The following is a 13,118-nucleotide window of genomic DNA, read 5'->3' as shown; positions in this document are numbered from 1 at the left end:
CGATGATTGAAATGCCGCCGCTCAAGTTCGCGCAGACGAACGGAATCCGCATGGGCTACTACGAGGCGGGCCCTGTCACGGACAAGCCGCCGATCGTGCTGTGCCATGGCTGGCCCGAACTCGCATTTTCCTGGCGCCACCAGATCAAGGCGCTGAGCGAGGCCGGCATCCGTGTGATCGCGCCGGACCAGCGCGGCTACGGCGCGACCGACCGGCCGGAGCCGGTCGAGGCTTATGACATGGAGAATTTGACCGGCGATCTCGTCGGGCTGCTCGATCATCTCGGGATCGACAAGGCGATCTTTGTCGGTCACGACTGGGGCGGATTCGTCGTCTGGCAGATGCCGCTGCGGCATCCTTCGCGCGTCGCCGGTGTGGTCGGCGTCAACACGCCGCATTGGGACCGCGCGCCGATCGATCCGATCGCGCTGTTCCGCCAACGCTTCGGCGATCAGATGTATATCGTCCAATTCCAGGATCCCGCGCGTGAGCCGGACAGGATATTCGGCAGCCGCGTCGAGCAGACGTTCGACGCGTTCATGCGCAAGCCGCTGGCGCGGCCGGCGGCGAAACCGGAGGAGCCGCCGATCGCTGGTGTCGGCGCCTCGTCAAAGACCAATCTGGCGTTCCCGCAGATGATCGCGGCCTACGATGCAAAGCACGATCCGCGTACGCCGATCCTGTCGGCCGACGAGAAGAAGGTGTTCGTCGATACGTTCACGAAAACCGGCTTCACCGGCGGCATCAACTGGTATCGCAACTTCACCCGCAATTGGGAGCGCGCGAAAGGCCTGGACCATCACGTGCACGTGCCGTCATTGATGATCATGGCGGAGAACGATGCCGTGCTGCCGCCGTCGGCGGCCGACGGCATGGAGACGCTGATATCTGATCTCGAGAAATATCTTGTGAAAGACAGCGGCCATTGGACGCAGCAGGAGAAGCCGGAGGAGGTCAGCGCGAAGCTGATCGAATGGCGTAGAAGGCGGTTTGGCTAGCTGACCATTGCGAACTCGTCATTGCGAGGAGCGAAGCGACGAAGCAATCCAGGCTGCCTTCGCCGACAAATTTCTGGATTGCTTCGCTTCGCTCGCAATGACGACACTGAGGCAGGGGGACTACATTTCGATGTCATCCAAGAACCGTCTGGATCCGATACCGCAGCCGCCGACCAAGCCGGTGGTCGGCAACATGCTGTCCCTGGATTCGGCCGCGCCGGTGCAGCATCTGACCCGGCTTGCCAAGGAGCTGGGGCCGATCTTCTGGCTCGACATGATGGGCTCGCCGATCGTGGTCGTCTCCGGCCACGATCTCGTCGACGAGCTCTCCGACGAGAAGCGATTCGACAAGACGGTGCGCGGTGCGCTGCGGCGGGTGCGCGCGGTCGGCGGCGACGGCCTGTTCACGGCCGACACCAGGGAGCCGAACTGGAGCAAGGCGCACAACATCCTGCTCCAGCCTTTCGGCAACCGCGCGATGCAATCCTATCACCCGAGCATGGTCGACATCGCCGAGCAGCTCGTCGGCAAATGGGAACGGCTCAACGCCGACGACGAGATCGACGTCGTCCACGACATGACGGCACTGACGCTGGACACGATCGGGCTGTGCGGCTTCGACTACCGCTTCAATTCGTTCTACCGGCGCGATTACCATCCTTTCGTCGAGTCGCTGGTGCGCTCGCTCGAAACCATCATGATGACGCGTGGCCTGCCGCTCGAGCAGCTCTGGATGCAGAAGCGGCGCAAGACCATGGCTGAAGACGTCGACTTCATGAACAAGATGGTCGACGAGATCATTGCGGAGCGCCGCAAGGGAGGCGATGCGACCGACGACAAGAAGGATATGCTTGCGGCGATGATGACCGGCGTCGATCGCTCGACCGGCGAGCAGCTCGACGACGTCAACATCCGCTACCAGATCAACACGTTCCTGATCGCAGGCCACGAGACCACCAGCGGCCTGTTGTCCTGCACGCTGTATGCGTTACTCAAGCACCCCGACATTCTCAAGAAAGCCTATGACGAGGTCGATCGCGTTCTCGGTCCCAATGTCGACGTGCGGCCGACCTATCAACAGGTCACGCAGCTCACCTACATCACGCAGATCCTGAAGGAGGCGCTGCGGCTATGGCCGCCGGCGCCGGCCTATGGCATCTCGCCGCTGAACGACGAGACCATCGGCGGCGGCAAGTACAAGCTTCGGAAGGGTACGTTCACGACCATCCTGGTGACCGCGCTGCATCGTGATCCCTCGGTCTGGGGCCCGAACCCGGACGCGTTCGATCCGGAGAATTTCAGCCGGGAGGCGGAAGCCAAACGGCCGATCAATGCCTGGAAGCCGTTCGGCAACGGCCAGCGCGCCTGCATCGGCCGCGGCTTCGCCATGCACGAGGCCGCGCTCGCACTCGGCATGATCCTCCAGCGCTTCAAGCTGATCGATCACCAGCGCTACCAGATGCATCTGAAGGAAACGCTGACGATGAAGCCGGACGGCTTCAAGATCAAGGTCCGTCCGCGCGCTGATCGCGAGCGCGGTGCCTATGGCGGACCTGTGGCGGTGTCGTCGGCGCCGAAGGCCCCGCGTCAGCCCACCGCGCGGCCCGGCCACAACACGCCGATGCTGGTGCTTTACGGCTCCAATCTCGGCACCGCCGAGGAGCTCGCGACGCGCATGGCCGACCTTGCCGAGATCAACGGCTTTGCCGTGCATCTGGGGCCGCTCGACGATTACGTCGGCAAGTTGCGGCGGGAGGGCGGCGTGCTGATCATCTGCGCCTCCTATAACGGCGCGCCGCCGGACAACGCGACGCAATTTGTCAAATGGCTCGGCGACGAGCTGCCGAAGGATGCGTTTGCCAATGTGCGCTACGCCGTGTTCGGCTGCGGCAACAGCGACTGGGCCGCGACCTATCAGTCGGTGCCGCGCTTCATCGATGAGCAATTGTCGGCACATGGCGCGCGCGCGGTCTATCCGCGCGGCGAAGGCGATGCGCGCAGCGATCTCGACGGCCAGTTCCAGAAATGGTTCCCGGCAGCCGCCCAGGTCGCGACCAAGGAATTCGGCATCGACTGGAATTTCACCCGTACCGCGGAGGACGATCCGCTCTACGCGATCGAGCCGGTCGCGGTGACCGCCGTCAACACCATCGTCGCCCAGGGCGGCGCGGTGGCCATGAAGGTGCTGGTCAATGACGAGCTTCAGAACAAGGCCGGTTCCAATCCGTCAGAGCGTTCGACGCGCCACATCGAGGTGCAGCTGCCGTCCAACATCAATTACCGCGTCGGTGATCATCTGAGCGTGGTTCCGCGCAACGATCCGACGCTGGTGGATTCGGTCGCCCGCCGCTTCGGCTTCCTGCCGGCCGACCAGATCAGGCTTCAGGTTGCCGAAGGCCGCCGCGCGCAATTGCCGGTCGGGGATGCCGTGTCGGTCGGCCGCCTGCTCAGCGAGTTCGTCGAGCTCCAGCAAGTGGCGACGCGGAAGCAGATCCAGATCATGGCCGAGCACACCCGCTGCCCGGTGACCCAGCCGAAGCTGCTGGCCTTCGTGGGCGAGGAGCCTGAAACGCTCGAGCGTTATCGCAGCGAGATCCTGGCCAGGCGGAAATCGGTGTTCGATTTGCTGCTCGAATATCCGGCCTGCGAATTGCCGTTCCACGTTTATCTGGAAATGCTCTCGCTGCTGGCGCCGCGTTACTATTCGATCTCGTCTTCGCCGTCGGTCGACCCTGTTCGTTGCAGCGTCACGGTCGGCGTGGTCGAAGGGCCGGCCGCCTCGGGCCGCGGCACCTACAAGGGTATCTGCTCGAACTATCTCGCCAATCGACGCGCGGGCGACGTGATCCATGCAACCGTGCGTGAGACCAAGGCCGGCTTCCGGCTCCCGGACGATCCATCCGTGCCGATCGTCATGATCGGCCCGGGGACGGGACTGGCGCCGTTCCGCGGCTTCCTCCAGGAGCGCGCCGCCCGCAAGGCAAAGGGCGCCGCGCTCGGTCCGGCCATGCTGTTTTTCGGCTGCCGTCATCCCGATCAGGATTTTCTCTACGCGGACGAGCTGAAGGCGCTGGCGGCAAGCGGCATCACGGAGCTGTTCACCGCGTTCTCGCGCGCGGAGGGTCCGAAGACCTATGTTCAGCACGTCCTCGCCGCGCAGAAGGACAAGGTCTGGCCGCTGATCGAGCAGGGCGCGATCGTCTATGTCTGTGGCGACGGCAGCAAGATGGAGCCCGATGTAAAGGCGGCGCTGGTCGCGATCCATCGCCAGAAGAGCGGCAGCGATGCCGCCACGGCTGCCCGCTGGATCGAGGAAATGGGCGCCAGGAACAGGTATGTGCTGGACGTGTGGGCAGGAGGGTAGGCCGCTGGCCGGGACGTGCTAAAGCTCTCGCATGATTCCTTGGGAAAAGATCGATACCGCCAAAATCCCCGGCTCCGATGAAGAGCTTCGCCTGATGCGGCGAGGCAAGGAGTTTTCCATCAAGCTCGGCACCAACGAGCTGATGAACAACCGCCTGTCGGGCTCGGAAGCCGCGCTCGCCACGCTGGCGGCGAAGCAGATCGAGGCGGTCGCAAAACCCGTCGTCCTCATTGGGGGCCTGGGCATGGGTTTTACGCTGCGTGCGGCGCTGACCGTGCTGGGAGGCAAGGCGAAGATTGTGGTCTCAGAGCTCGTGCCGGCGGTGGTCGCCTGGGCGCGGGGCCCGATGGCGCAGGTGTTCGGCGACAGTCTCGATGATGTCAGGGTGAGCATACGGGAAACCGACGTTGGCGAAATCATCCGGGCGCAGCGGTCGGCATTCGATGCCATCCTCCTCGACGTCGACAACGGACCGGAAGGGCTGACCCGGAAGGGCAATGATGCGCTCTATAATGCGAGCGGGTTGAAAGCAGCGAAGACGGCGCTGCGGCCGGGAGGCGTGCTCGCGGTCTGGTCCTCGGGACCCAACCCGGCCTTCGCCAAGCGGCTCGGTAGCGCCGGCTTCGACGTCAACGAAGTCAATATCCGCGCCACCGGAAGAGGCGGTGGCGCACGTCACGTGATCTGGATGGCGAGGAAGAGCTAGGCGGCTATTTGTAGCCCGGATGAGCGCAGCGAAATCCGGGACGGTCGATCCGCGCAAGAACCCGGATTGCGCTGCGCTCCATCCGGGCTACGGCTCCGAGCTAGAACATCGTGTTGTTGTTCGCCGGAATTTCCGGGATCGGTTGAACGACGTCCCAGTGTTCGACGACTTTGCCGTTCTCCAGCTTGAAGATGTCGACGATCGCGTTGCCCCTGCTGCCGGGCTCGCGAACCGCGTGAACGTGCAGAATGACGTAGTCCCCATCCACGAAGCTGCGCTTGATCTCGCTGTGCGAGTTCGGGAATTTTTCGCGAAGGAAACCGATGAACTTTCGGAATCCGTCCGGACCATCTGCCGCGTTGGGATTGTGCTGGACGTAGCGGTCGCCGACATGGGCGAGGGCTGCATCGGCGTCCTTTTGGTTGAGCCCCTTCTCGTAGAACGCAAGGACAGTCTTGCGATTGGCTTCTTCTTGCGCGCTACCCGCCATCGCGACGCCACTGGCGAGGGACAGCGTGAGGACTGAAGCAGCGACGACTGCGGCCGACCGGACGAAGAGATGCATGTGAACTCCGAGAGGCGGCAGCCTCGTTGGCGATTGAGGTTCTCGGCGAATGAAGGAGACCTGTATAGCCTTCGCGCCGGCTTCCGTTAAGAGAGTAACCGGCAGCTCACATGGTCACCGCGAGGAGACCTTCTGCGCCGGTCAATCTACGCCGCCTGCGCTGCTGCGCCATGCGCGTGCTTGGCGATGGCGCCGATGATCTCCGGCCAGAAGCGCATCGGCAGCGCGTGGCCCATGCCTTCGATCATCAACAGCTTGGCGCCCGGAATGGACTCTGCCGTGTCCTTGCCGCCCTCGGGGCGGACCAGCGGATCGACGGTGCCATGGATGACCAGCGTCGGCGTCTTGACGCCGTGCAGCCGCTCCTTGCGGCTGCCGGAGGCAAGCACCGCACGGAGCTGCCGACCGACGCCGGCCGGATTGAGCCCGCGCGCGAACACGCGCTCGGCACGACCGGGATCGAGCGCCTCTTCCTCCGGAAAGGACCCGGCCCGCAACACGTTCCAGGTCTGGCCGTAGCGGACGATGAACTCCTCCTTGCTGCGCGGCGGCGGCGCCATCAGCATCGCGGCGGCCTCACGTGTCGGCGGCGGCACGCGCGGATTGCCGGTCGTCGACATGATCGATGTCAGTGAGCGCACGCGCTCGGGAAACGACAACGTCACTTCTTGCGCAATCATGCCGCCCATGGACGCCCCGACCAGATGCGCCGACTTGATGTCGAGTGCGTCCATCAGTCCGACCGTGTCTTTCGCCATGTCGATCAGCTTGTAGGTTGCGGCCACGGGAATTCTGAGGAACCGCAGCTTCAACAGTTCGAGCGGCGTCAGACGCTTGCCGCCGGTGAGATGGCTCGACTTGCCGATGTCGCGATTGTCGAACCGGATGACGCGAAAGCCCTGCGCGGCCAGCTGCTCGCAGAACGCATCGTCCCAGTGGATCATCTGGGCGCCTAACCCCATGATCAGCAGCAACGGCTCGGCATTGTCGTTGCCGAAAATCTCGTAACAGATGTCGATGCCGTTGGCGTGGACGGTTTGCGGCGGATGATAGGCGTTCACGGCTGCGTTCCCTCGGCTTTTGATTAATGCTGTATCGCACGGTTTCCCCTCGCAATGAAGCCGCGTTCGCGACACCGGACCCGCTGCTTGCCGGTTGACCGGCACCGCGCAACGGTGTGGTATGGCGAAAAAAGGAAGGGCATCGAAGCTCTCGAGTTCAGGAGGACGCCGATGACCGACAAGAGCAACGACCCCATTGCCATGTGGCAGAAGATGGTTGGCGAGATGGAGAAGGGGTTCAACTCCTTCGCCAATCAGGCCATGTCGTCGCCCGAGTTTTCGCAGGCCGTGAACCGGGCCGGCGGCGTTGCTGCAGGTGCTCAGAAGCAACTCGGCGACCTCATGGAGAAATATCTAGTCTCCATGAATCTGCCGAGCCGGGACCAGGTCACCGGCCTTGCGGAACGGCTGCAGTCCATCGAGGGACAGATCGGTGAGATCAAGTCGATGCTGAGCCAGATGGCTGCAAGTTCCGGCATTTCTCAGGGCTCCGATACCGCATTGCGCCGGCCGCGCACCAAGCGCCCGCCATCTGAAGGCGGAGAGCAGACATGAATGCACCCGCCGGATTAGACTTCGCAGGGATCCCGGAGCGCATCCAGTCCGAGGTGCAGCGCGCGATCCAGCGCAGCATCAAGGGCGTCGAATATTTCTCGACGTCCGGTCCCACGCTCGGCTCGACGCCGAAGGACGTGCTGCATTCGCGCGGCACGATGAGCCTCTACCATTATCGGCCGATGTCCGACGAGATCTATCGAATTCCGATCTTGATCGTGATGGCGACCACCAATCGCGGTTACATTCTCGACCTCGTGCCCGGCCAGAGTTTCATCGAGTTCCTCTTGAAGCGCGGCTACGACGTCTACATGCTCGACTGGAGCGCGCCACGGCCGGAGGAGAAGAGCCTGCGCATGGAGGACTATGTCCTCGACTTCATCCCGGACTGCATCCGCCGCGTGCAGCAGGATTCCGGCGAACAGGACGTCTCCGTCATCGGCTATTGCTTCGGCGGCGTGCTGTCGCTGCTCTACGGCTCGATCCACAGGGACGGGCCGATGAAGAATTTGATCTGCTTCACCACGCCGGTCGACTTTCGCGAGATGAAGCTGTTCTCGAACTTCTCCGACCGTCGCTATTTCGACGTCGATCGCCTCGTCGACAGCGTCGGCAACGTGCCGCCCGAGATGATCCTGTCGTCGTTCGAGATGCTGCGCCCGGCCTCCCGCACCGTCAGCCAGATCCAGCTCTGGGAAAACATCTGGAACGACGAGTTCGTTAAATCCTACCGGATGTTCGACCGCTGGGCGACCGACACGCTGCCGCTGGCCGGCGAATATTTCCGCACCATCACCAAGGACCTGATGTGGGACAACAAGCTGTTCAACGACACAATGTCGGTCGGCGGCCGTGCTGCGAAGCTCGAGGACATCAAGGTGCCGTTCCTGCACGCGGTGGCGGAGCACGATCACATCGTGCCGTATGATGCGGCAAAGCACCTGATCACCAAGATTGGATCGCAGGACAAGGAGGAGGTGATGCTGAAGGGCGGTCACGTCTCGCTCGTTGCCGGGGCCAATGCGGTGAAGCGGCTATGGCCGAAACTGGATTCCTGGCTGGGGAAGAGATCGACATGAGTGAGCAGCGTTCCTATCCGCGTCATGTGAAGACGGACGCGGGCGATATCGAGATCCGCCTGATGTCGCCGGCGGACGAAGCCGCGGTGCTCGCCTTCGGCAAGGGCCTGCCGACCCACGACCTGTTGTTCCTGCCGCGCAATATCAGTGAGCCGAAGGTGCTCTCCGCCTGGGTCAAGGAGATCGAGCGCGGCGCTATCACGAGCCTGCTCGCGGTCAGGGGCGGCACGGTCGTCGGCTGCGGCACGCTGGTGCGCGACCCGCACTCCTGGTCGCCCCATGTCGGCGAGATCCGGATGGTGGTTTCGCTCGACGTGCGCGGGAAGGGGGTGGGACGGACGCTGTCTCAGGAGACCTTCGCACTCGCGCTCGGCGCCGGCCTCGAGAAGCTCTCGGTCCAGATGACGGTCGATCAGCAGGCAGCGATCACGCTGTTCGAGAGCCTCGGCTTCAAGGCCGAGGCACTGCTGCGCGACCATGTCCGCGACGTCGACGGCAAGACCCACGACATCGTCGTGCTCGGGCACAACATCGCGCAGGTCCAGGCCCAGATGGAAGCCTATGGGCTGCCGGGCGCCGTCCAGCACTGAGAACCGCTGGGCGGGTGGTCGGGAACCCGGATGGTCAGGGAGGCGCCAGATTGCCTCTCATTAAGGCTGTTCACGGTTTCGTGATATCGCACTGCAATATGAATATTGCGTCGCACAATTAACTATGCCATATAAGTCGTGCCCCGGGCCAAAACCGGACGGGGTGAGCCCATAGCTCAACCAATGAGGATGGAGAGACCCCAATGACCACCGAAACCAACACCGCTTTCGAAGGCTTCAAGGACGCGTTCAAGAACATCCAGAACCTGGAAGTTCCCGAGGCCGCCCGCGAGTTCGTCAAGAAGTCCGCCAATACCGCCAAGGACCGTGCTGCCGAGGTGTTCGCTGGTTCCGAGCGCGTGACTGCCGCCGTCGAAAACGCGGTGACCGAGTCCGTCACCGAAGCCGGCAAGATCAGCCGCAACATCCAGCAGGCGATCTACGAGGACGCCGAGGCGTTCTTCGCGGGCATCGACAAGCTCGCGTCCGCCAAGTCGTTCAGCGAAGCTGTCGAGATCCAGTCCGGCCTGCTCCGCTCCCGCGGCGAAGCGTTCGTCTCGCGCGCCAAGGCGACCACCGACTATTTCGGCAAGCTCGCCGCTAACGGTGCGAAGTCCGCTCAGGACAACTTTGCCAAGGTCTACAACAAGACCGCCTGATACGGCGCCCTGAGTAAAAACTGAATTTGAGGCCCGCTCCGGCGGGCCTTGTTTTTTGTCTCTTGCGTTCCCCGGATGCTGTGCAGCGCGCCGCGTTTGCGGCGTGGTGCACTGCTGATCCGGGGTCCATGCTGGGTCCCGGCTCTGCGGCGCATCGCTCCGCGCTGCACCGCGTCCGGGACACGCGGAGATCGACGCGCTAAGTATCTACCATGACTCCACCCGCCACCTTCTCCTTCGATTCCCCAGGCGACGCCGAACGCGCAGCCGAGCTTCGCCGCGTGAAAGCGCTGGCGACGCTGGTGCTGGCCTCGACGCTCGTCCTGTTCGTCGTCGCGAAATGGCTGCTGCCCGTGCATCCGGTGTTCGGTTTCATCGCGGCATTCGCGGAAGCCGCGACCATCGGCGGGCTCGCCGACTGGTATGCGGTGGTGGCACTGTTCAAGCGTCCACTCGGCCTGCCGATCCCGCACACCGCGATCATCCAGAGCAATCAGGCCCGCATCGCCGACAAGCTCGGCGAGTTCATTCAGGTGCATTTCCTCGAGGCTGGTCCGGTCGAGGCCAAGCTGAACGAGATCGATTTCGGCTCCTTCGTCGCCGACTGGCTGCGCGACCGCAAGCGTAGTGACGATCTTGCGCGCTTTGCACTGCGCCTGCTGCCGGAGGCCGTCTCCGCGACGGAAAGCTCGGGCCTGATGACCTTCATCCTTCGCCGCATGTCATCGCAGCTCCAGGCGATCGACCTCGCGCCGCTCGCGGCCGGCACGCTGCGCGGCTTCGTGGCGGAGGGACGTCACCAGATCCTGTTCGACGATCTTCTGCGCGTCATGCACGAGACGCTGAACCAGACCGAGACGATGGCGATGATCCGCGAGAAGGTGCGTGCGGAATTGCCGACCTTGCTCAGGCTCTATCGGGCCGACAAATTTCTGGTGAACAAGATCGTGGCCTCCGCCACAGCTTTCTTCAATGAGGTGCGCAGCGATCCCAAACATCCGTTCCGCGGCGAGTTCGATCGCATGGTGCTGAGCTTCGTCGACCGACTCGGCACTGACCAGGCCTATATCGACCGCATCGATGGCTTGAAGCGTGATCTGCTCGCGCGTCCCGAGCTTGCCGATCTCGCCCGCACCGTCTGGGCCAACACGCGGTCCTTCATCGAACGGAGTGCAAGCGGCGAGACGCAGGTGCTGCAGCATCATCTCGCCGGCATGTGTGTCGCCGCGGGCGAAGCGCTTGCCGGCGATGGCGAGCTGCGCGGCGAGATCAACAAGGGTCTGGTCGCGGTGCTGCGCAGCTTCGTCGCCGACCAGAAGAGCGGCGTCTCGACCTTCATCTCCGACCAGGTCAAGGCGTGGGACATGGCGCAGCTGATTTCGCTGATCGAAATCAACATTGGCCGCGACCTGCAATACATCCGCTTCAACGGCTCGCTGATCGGCGGGCTTGCGGGTCTTGCGCTTTACTCCGTAGAATTCCTGCTGCGATGGTTGTGACTTTTGCGTCACGGACGTCAGCATTAACGCGCGGGCCTATTGTGGCCGGGTGTGTCTCCCGCTTGAATGTCGGCAACCCGCTGCCTAGCTGATTCATGTTGCGTTGCGGAACGATCAAGAAGCCGGCGTGTTGGAATCCCATACCCATTTGCCGGCAAACAACCGGTGGCCTTTTCAGCAATTCTCCCAAGGGGACCATTGATGACCGCTACTGCCCAGACACTGAGCCCGCCGTCTCGCACCCTGATGTTCCTGGAAGGGCGAGCGATCCACGAGTTCGGTGCATTCCTCGGCGCGCTGCCGCTGCTCAGCCTTGCGCCGCGCGGCGATGGGCATCCGGTGCTGGTTCTGCCGGGCCTCGTGGCCTCCGACGGGTCCACGCGTGCACTGCGCACCTTTCTATCCGGCAAGGGCTATGCGGTGAGCGGCTGGCGCCAGGGCCGCAATTACGGCCTGCGCGAGGGCGTGCAGCACGCGATGGTGGATCTGGTTCAGGAGCTCAGCGACAGGCATGGCCGCAAGATCAGCCTGGTCGGCTGGAGCCTCGGCGGACTCTATGCGCGCCAGCTCGCCAAGATGATGCCCGACCGCGTACGCCAGGTGATCACGCTCGGCAGCCCCTTTGCCGGCGATCCGCATTCGACCAACGCCTGGCGCGTCTATGAATGGGCGAGCGGGCGGAAGTCCGACGAGGTCGATCCGCAGTTCGGCGGCGATCTCGCCGTTCCGCCGCCGGTGCCGACCACGGCGATCTTCAGCCGCACCGACGGCGTCTGCGCCTGGCAGGGCTGCATGGAGAAGACGGGCACGCAGACCGAGAGCATCGAGATCGAGAGCAGCCATTGCGGCATGGGCCATCATCCCGCCGCTGTCTTCGCGGTGGCTGATCGCCTTGCGCAGAAGGAAGGCAGCTGGCGGCCCTTCGACCGCAGCGGCTGGCGCAGCGTGGTCTATCCCGATCCGCATCGGTAGCCGGGCCTGCATGGTTCGAGACGCGCGGCTTTGCCGCGCTCCTCACCATGAGGATTGAGACCACGTGGCGCGGCGCGTAGGTAGTTAGACCTCATCCTGAGGAGGCGCGAAGCGCCGTCTCGAAGGATTGAGCCCGGCTCTTGCATTGTCGCACCGGTCCATTGTCGCGCCCGCACCAAACGCGCTATGCCTCGCGCATGGCGCATCCGTTGTCCCGCATCATCGAGCAGCTCAAGCGCGAGCCGTCGCGCACCGGCTCTATCGTCATCACCGTGTTCGGCGATGCCATCGTGCCGCGTGGCGGCTCGGTATGGCTCGGCACGCTCCTGGAATTCTTCGAGACCCTGGACATCGACAGCGGCGTGGTGCGTACCGCGATGTCGCGGCTTGCCGCCGATGGCTGGCTGACGCGCGAAAAGGTCGGCCGCAATAGTTTTTACCGCTTGGCCGACAAGGGCCGCCAGATCTTCGAGGCCGCGACACGCCACATCTACGATCCGCCGCCATCCGACTGGACCGGGCGCTTCGAGCTGCTGCTGATCGGCAATGGCGAGGATCGGGACGCCTCGCGCGAGGCGCTCCGCAATGCCGGCTTCGGCAGCCCGCTGCCGGGTGTGTGGGTCGCGCCGTCAGGCGTGCCAGTGCCGGACGAGGCCGCGGGCGCCATCCGCCTGGAAGTCTCGGCCGAGGATGACAGCGGCCGCCGGCTGCTCAGTGCGAGCTGGCCGCTGGATCGCACCGCGAACGCCTATCTGAAGTTCATGAAGACGTTCGAGCCGCTGCGCGCCGTGATCGCACGGGGCAAGGACTTGTCGGAGGCCGACGCCTTCACCGCGCGCATCCTCCTGATCCACCATTACCGCCGCGTCGTGCTGCGCGATCCCCTGCTGCCCGAGAGCCTGCTGCCGGCCGATTGGCCGGGCAGGGCTGCCCGCGAACTCTGCGGCGAGATCTATCGGGCGCTGCTCGTCCCCTCCGAACAATGGCTTGATGGCCATGGAACCAATGAGAAGGGGCCATTGCCACCGGCCCGAAAGCTTCTGGAACGAAGGTTCGCGGCCTGATCGATA

At 63.8% G+C, this 13,118-nt stretch carries 12 protein-coding genes; 10 read left to right on the top strand and 2 right to left on the bottom strand.

The window, feature by feature from the left end; genetic code table 11:
- Positions 1–2 precede the first annotated feature (2 nt).
- The 3 genes from AC0L2F_RS04150 to AC0L2F_RS04140 all read left to right on the top strand — a co-directional run bounded on the left by AC0L2F_RS04150 (position 3) and on the right by AC0L2F_RS04140 (position 5,068).
- Positions 3–998, top strand: coding sequence for an alpha/beta fold hydrolase (locus AC0L2F_RS04150; protein WP_473247585.1), 996 nt, complete (start codon positions 3–5; stop codon positions 996–998).
- A 130-nt stretch (positions 999–1,128) separates the two neighbouring features.
- Positions 1,129–4,362: a bifunctional cytochrome P450/NADPH--P450 reductase gene (locus tag AC0L2F_RS04145; protein ID WP_473247584.1), complete on the top strand. Its 3,234-nt coding sequence runs from the start codon at positions 1,129–1,131 to the stop codon at positions 4,360–4,362.
- Between the two features lie 31 nt (positions 4,363–4,393).
- Positions 4,394–5,068, top strand: a complete 675-nt coding sequence (locus tag AC0L2F_RS04140; protein WP_007607886.1) for a spermidine synthase — start codon at positions 4,394–4,396, stop codon at positions 5,066–5,068.
- A 100-nt stretch (positions 5,069–5,168) separates the two neighbouring features.
- Here the strand turns inward: AC0L2F_RS04140 and AC0L2F_RS04135 are convergent, their stop codons facing one another.
- Both AC0L2F_RS04135 and AC0L2F_RS04130 read right to left on the bottom strand, forming a co-directional pair.
- A complete protein-coding gene (locus tag AC0L2F_RS04135) occupies positions 5,169–5,633 on the bottom strand; it encodes a nuclear transport factor 2 family protein (RefSeq protein WP_007607893.1) in 465 nt (154 codons plus the stop codon).
- A gap of 146 nt (positions 5,634–5,779) precedes the next feature.
- Positions 5,780–6,694 carry an alpha/beta fold hydrolase gene (locus AC0L2F_RS04130; protein ID WP_007607895.1) on the bottom strand — a complete coding sequence of 305 codons (915 nt, stop codon included), beginning with the start codon at positions 6,692–6,694 and terminating at the stop codon, positions 5,780–5,782.
- Between the two features lie 171 nt (positions 6,695–6,865).
- Between AC0L2F_RS04130 and AC0L2F_RS04125 the strand changes: the two genes are divergently transcribed.
- The 7 genes from AC0L2F_RS04125 (at position 6,866) to paaX (ending at position 13,112) form a co-directional block, all read left to right on the top strand.
- Entirely contained in the window at positions 6,866–7,249 is a 384-nt protein-coding gene (locus AC0L2F_RS04125; RefSeq protein WP_007607901.1) for a hypothetical protein, read from the top strand.
- The gene (locus tag AC0L2F_RS04120; RefSeq protein ID WP_007607902.1) at positions 7,246–8,328 is read left to right on the top strand and encodes a PHA/PHB synthase family protein; all 1,083 of its coding nucleotides are present in this window, start codon (positions 7,246–7,248) and stop codon (positions 8,326–8,328) included. Before AC0L2F_RS04125 ends, AC0L2F_RS04120 begins: the two co-directional genes overlap by 4 nt.
- Positions 8,325–8,918, top strand: a complete 594-nt coding sequence (locus AC0L2F_RS04115; protein WP_007593821.1) for a GNAT family N-acetyltransferase — start codon at positions 8,325–8,327, stop codon at positions 8,916–8,918. Before AC0L2F_RS04120 ends, AC0L2F_RS04115 begins: the two co-directional genes overlap by 4 nt.
- Before the next feature lie 203 nt (positions 8,919–9,121).
- Entirely contained in the window at positions 9,122–9,577 is a 456-nt protein-coding gene (locus AC0L2F_RS04110; RefSeq protein WP_007607904.1) for a phasin, read from the top strand.
- Between the two features lie 212 nt (positions 9,578–9,789).
- Positions 9,790–11,076 carry a DUF445 domain-containing protein gene (locus AC0L2F_RS04105; RefSeq protein WP_473247583.1) on the top strand — a complete coding sequence of 429 codons (1,287 nt, stop codon included), beginning with the start codon at positions 9,790–9,792 and terminating at the stop codon, positions 11,074–11,076.
- A gap of 201 nt (positions 11,077–11,277) precedes the next feature.
- On the top strand, positions 11,278–12,048 hold the full coding sequence (locus AC0L2F_RS04100) for an esterase/lipase family protein (protein ID WP_007607906.1): 771 nt from the start codon (positions 11,278–11,280) through the stop codon (positions 12,046–12,048).
- Between the two features lie 197 nt (positions 12,049–12,245).
- A complete protein-coding gene (gene paaX, locus AC0L2F_RS04095; protein ID WP_473247582.1) occupies positions 12,246–13,112 on the top strand; it encodes a phenylacetic acid degradation operon negative regulatory protein PaaX in 867 nt (288 codons plus the stop codon).
- Positions 13,113–13,118 lie beyond the last annotated feature (6 nt).

The organism is Bradyrhizobium sp. Ken64, from assembly GCF_055807555.1.
This window is presented reverse-complemented; position numbering and strand designations above follow the sequence as displayed.

What these genes read in the sequence shown, in the direction of transcription:
- AC0L2F_RS04150 (WP_473247585.1), top strand. Translation starts at nt 3, where the DNA reads ATGATTGAAATGCCGCCGCTCAAGTTCGCGCAGACGAACGGAATCCGC.
- AC0L2F_RS04145 (WP_473247584.1), top strand. Translation starts at nt 1,129, where the DNA reads ATGTCATCCAAGAACCGTCTGGATCCGATACCGCAGCCGCCGACCAAG.
- AC0L2F_RS04140 (WP_007607886.1), top strand. Translation starts at nt 4,394, where the DNA reads ATGATTCCTTGGGAAAAGATCGATACCGCCAAAATCCCCGGCTCCGAT.
- AC0L2F_RS04135 (WP_007607893.1), bottom strand. Translation starts at nt 5,633, where the DNA reads ATGCATCTCTTCGTCCGGTCGGCCGCAGTCGTCGCTGCTTCAGTCCTC.
- AC0L2F_RS04125 (WP_007607901.1), top strand. Translation starts at nt 6,866, where the DNA reads ATGACCGACAAGAGCAACGACCCCATTGCCATGTGGCAGAAGATGGTT.
- AC0L2F_RS04120 (WP_007607902.1), top strand. Translation starts at nt 7,246, where the DNA reads ATGAATGCACCCGCCGGATTAGACTTCGCAGGGATCCCGGAGCGCATC.
- AC0L2F_RS04115 (WP_007593821.1), top strand. Translation starts at nt 8,325, where the DNA reads ATGAGTGAGCAGCGTTCCTATCCGCGTCATGTGAAGACGGACGCGGGC.
- AC0L2F_RS04110 (WP_007607904.1), top strand. Translation starts at nt 9,122, where the DNA reads ATGACCACCGAAACCAACACCGCTTTCGAAGGCTTCAAGGACGCGTTC.
- AC0L2F_RS04105 (WP_473247583.1), top strand. Translation starts at nt 9,790, where the DNA reads ATGACTCCACCCGCCACCTTCTCCTTCGATTCCCCAGGCGACGCCGAA.
- AC0L2F_RS04100 (WP_007607906.1), top strand. Translation starts at nt 11,278, where the DNA reads ATGACCGCTACTGCCCAGACACTGAGCCCGCCGTCTCGCACCCTGATG.
- paaX (WP_473247582.1), top strand. Translation starts at nt 12,246, where the DNA reads ATGGCGCATCCGTTGTCCCGCATCATCGAGCAGCTCAAGCGCGAGCCG.